Raw genomic sequence first — 3,250 nt, 5'->3', positions numbered from 1 at the left:
TTTTAAAAAATCTGAATAAGCTCAAAATTTAGCCTTTTGAAATTTTATAAATTTAAAAAGTCCATAAATTCTAGAAATTTTAAAATTTTGCAAATTTTAAAACTCCGTAAATTTCACCTTTTATAGGCTCGCCATCGCTTCAGCGCGCGCAAGAAGCTGCTTTGCGCCCTTTTCGATAAAGCCGCGCGCAAGCTCCGCGCCTACGCTTTGCCACTTACTTTTTTGCGCGACGATGCTTTGGCGGATGCTCTCGCTGCCGTCTGGCAGGCCCACTATCGCGCTGATGTGGATATTTTCGCCGTCAAGGCGCGCGTTGATGCCGATCGGCACCTGGCAGCCGCCCTCCAAAACCCTAACGAAATCCCGCTCTACGGTCGTTTCGATAATCGCGTGCCCATCTTTTAAAAACTCTATCGCGCGCAGGATTTGCGGCTCGTCCACCGCCTCGATGCCGAGCGCTCCTTGCCCCATCGCAGGGATCATCTGCGAGATTTCAAAGGGCGCTACGTGCTTTACCTCGGCGCGTAAATTTAATCGGTTGATGCCCGCCATCGCTAAGATGATCGCGTCGAATTCCCCGTCTTTGAGCTTTCTCAAGCGAGTTTGGACGTTACCGCGCAAGGAGATTATCTCTAAATCAGTTCGCATGCTAAGCAGCTGCATCTTGCGGCGAAGGCTCGTGGTGCCGACTTTTGCGCCGTGGGGTAGCTCGTCAAATTTAGAGTATTTTTCGCTAATCATCGCATCGCGCACATCTTCGCGCGCGCAGATCGCAGCCAGTACGAGTCCTTGCGGAAACTCCACGGGCACATCCTTTAGGCTATGCACGGCGATATGTGCTTCGCCGCGAAGCATACTCTCCTCAAGCTCCTTCGTAAAAAGCCCCTTGCCGCCGATCTTTGCAAGCGGCGTGTCTAAAATTTTATCGCCTTTGGTTTTCATACTTTTTAGCTGCGCTTGGATGCCATGTGCTTCAAGCAGCGATGCGATATGTTTGCTCTGCCATAGTGCAAGCACGCTGCCGCGCGTAGCGATGATCAAATTTTTCATTTTTCCTCTCCTATGCTTTTTCGAATCTCGATTTCGTTCTCTTCGATCACCTCAACGTCGATTACATCGTCGCTTGCGCGGCTGCGTCGCCAAAATTTTCGCTCTCTTTTTTCGGAATTTTCGCTGCTAGTGTTAAATTTAGGCACGTCGCTGGTGACGCAGTAAAACGACGCAGTGATTATGCAAACGCCTAAAATATCGCCGAAAATGCCCGGTGCAATGAGAAAAACGCCGCCTACGACGAAGCCCACGCCGCTTAAAATTTCTTTCGGCGAGATTTTCATTAGATTAAAAAAGCCCATCCACGAGCGGTTTGCTACGACGTATCCGCCTAAAATCGCGCTTATGACGATCTCCACCGCATACGCCGCAAATCCGTTTGCGCTTACGAAATAATAGGTCGTAAATGCCTCAATTATCAGATATGGAACGATCAAAAGCCTAAACATATTTTTCCTTGAATTATCGCTTTAAATCGCGCCTCTTTAAAGACGCTAAAATTTAATCGCGGATTTTAGCAAATTCCGTCTGAATTTTTAATGTATCGCAAGAGCCCCTCGCAGCCGCGCTTGATATCTGCGTAGCAGCGCTCAAAATCGCGCGTGTAGTAAGGATCGGCGATTTGTAGGCATTCGGAGGCGGTTAAATTTGAACCGGCGCCTTTTAAATTTAAGCCGGTTTGTTTCGCCGGGTCTTTGAAATTTAGCGCATCGCAGCTTGTAAAATTTCCCCCTGCAAATTCCAAAAGAAATTTTACCTTAGCCATATCCTTGCCGCGAAAAATTCGCCCCAGCGAGCGCATATTCTCATCATCCATGCAAAGGATTAGATCGTAGCGCTCGTAGTCCGCGGGCGTGACCTGCACGGCGCGATGCGCTACGAGCGGCACCTTTTGCTCTTTTAGCACGCGCTGCGTTTCGTAGTAGGGCGGCGAGCCGATCTCGTCGGTGTGCGTCGCCGCAGAATCTACGCTCACGCGCGCATCTAGGCTGCTTTGATTAATGAAATTTTGCATCACGGACTGCGCCATCGGCGAGCGGCAGATGTTGCCGTGACAGACGAAAAGTAGCCTCACGCGCGCCTACTGCGTGATGATGTCGTAGTTTTTGGGGATCGAGGGCTTAAAGATCGCCTCGTTTACCGGCGCGTTTTTGCGGACGTTGCTTAGATTAATGACGACTTTATTGTCCATTTTGTCGGTGTAGCTGATTTTGCTCGGCAGATCACCTTTTAGCTCGATGAGATATTTCACGTCGTCGAAGCTCGCCTCATAAACGCCCTTTTTATTGGGCTTTGCGTTCGCTAGGATCGCGGTTAAATTTGGCGTTTCTTTGATATTCGTAATGATAGCTTGCTCGAGTTCGGGCTCGATTACGACGACCTTTGTGAAGCTAAAAAAGATATTTTTTATCGTAGGGGTCTTGTAATGCCACACGGCGTTCTCTTTTGTAGCGCTAAAATCGCCGCCGTAGCTGATTTTCGCGTCGTCGCTCTGCACGGTTTGCGAAAAATTTGCGCTCAGCGTATCGAATTCTATCCCGCCCGCAAACGCAAAAACGCAGCTCGCCGCTAAAGAAATAAGAGTTTTTTTCATAAATTTGACCTTTATTTTTGGAAATTTGCGCGTATTATAGCCGTTTTTCTAGGATTTAATTAAATAAAAACTAAAAATATGTTAATATGCACGGTTAAAAATTTTAAAAGTAAGGTTCGGTAATGTTTAAAAAAGTCATTCACGGTATTTTCGGCACTAAAAACGATAGGATCGTCAAGCAGTACGCCAAGCGCGCAGCGCAGATCAGTGCGCTCGAGGAAAACTACGCGTCGATGGACGATGCGGCGCTAAAAGCGGAATTTGAAGCGTTAAGAGCGCAGGTAAGAGCCGGAGAAAAGAGCACGGACGATGTGCTTAACGAGGTGTTTGCCATCGTGCGCGAGGTCGGTAAAAGGGTGCTAAATATGCGCCACTTCGATGTTCAGCTAATAGGCGGCTTGGTGCTAAACGACGGCGCGATCGCAGAGATGAAAACGGGCGAAGGAAAGACCCTCGTAGCGACTTTGGCGGTGGTGTTAAATGCGATGGAGGGCAAGGGTGTGCACGTCGTGACCGTAAACGACTACCTGGCCAAGCGCGACGCCGAGCAGATGGGCGAGCTATATGAATTTTTAGGGCTTAGTACCGGTGTGATCGTAGGCGGCG

At 48.7% G+C, this 3,250-nt stretch carries 4 protein-coding genes and 1 pseudogene; 1 reads left to right on the top strand and 4 read right to left on the bottom strand.

Annotated elements, in window-relative coordinates; genetic code table 11:
- Positions 1-120: 120 nt before the first annotated feature.
- The 4 genes from hemC to lolA all read right to left on the bottom strand — a co-directional run bounded on the left by hemC (position 121) and on the right by lolA (position 2,644).
- Positions 121-1,050: a hydroxymethylbilane synthase gene (gene hemC / locus Q0369_RS03340; protein WP_298095972.1), complete on the bottom strand. Its 930-nt coding sequence runs from the start codon at positions 1,048-1,050 to the stop codon at positions 121-123.
- Positions 1,047-1,499, bottom strand: coding sequence for an FxsA family protein (locus tag Q0369_RS03335; RefSeq protein WP_298095969.1), 453 nt, complete (start codon positions 1,497-1,499; stop codon positions 1,047-1,049). Before Q0369_RS03335 ends, hemC begins: the two co-directional genes overlap by 4 nt.
- Before the next feature lie 65 nt (positions 1,500-1,564).
- Positions 1,565-2,125, bottom strand: a complete 561-nt coding sequence (locus Q0369_RS03330; RefSeq protein ID WP_298095966.1) for a low molecular weight protein-tyrosine-phosphatase — start codon at positions 2,123-2,125, stop codon at positions 1,565-1,567.
- A gap of 6 nt (positions 2,126-2,131) precedes the next feature.
- The gene (gene lolA, locus Q0369_RS03325) at positions 2,132-2,644 is read right to left on the bottom strand and encodes a LolA-like outer membrane lipoprotein chaperone (protein ID WP_298095963.1); all 513 of its coding nucleotides are present in this window, start codon (positions 2,642-2,644) and stop codon (positions 2,132-2,134) included.
- Between the two features lie 122 nt (positions 2,645-2,766).
- Between lolA and Q0369_RS03320 the strand changes: the two are divergent.
- Positions 2,767-3,250 (top strand): annotated as a pseudogene (locus Q0369_RS03320) (preprotein translocase subunit SecA); the annotation flags it as partial.

Source organism: uncultured Campylobacter sp., assembly GCF_938030685.1.
Classification (GTDB): domain Bacteria; phylum Campylobacterota; class Campylobacteria; order Campylobacterales; family Campylobacteraceae; genus Campylobacter_B.
The sequence above is the reverse complement of the archived record's forward strand: the minus strand, read 5'-3'. Positions and strand labels throughout refer to the sequence as shown.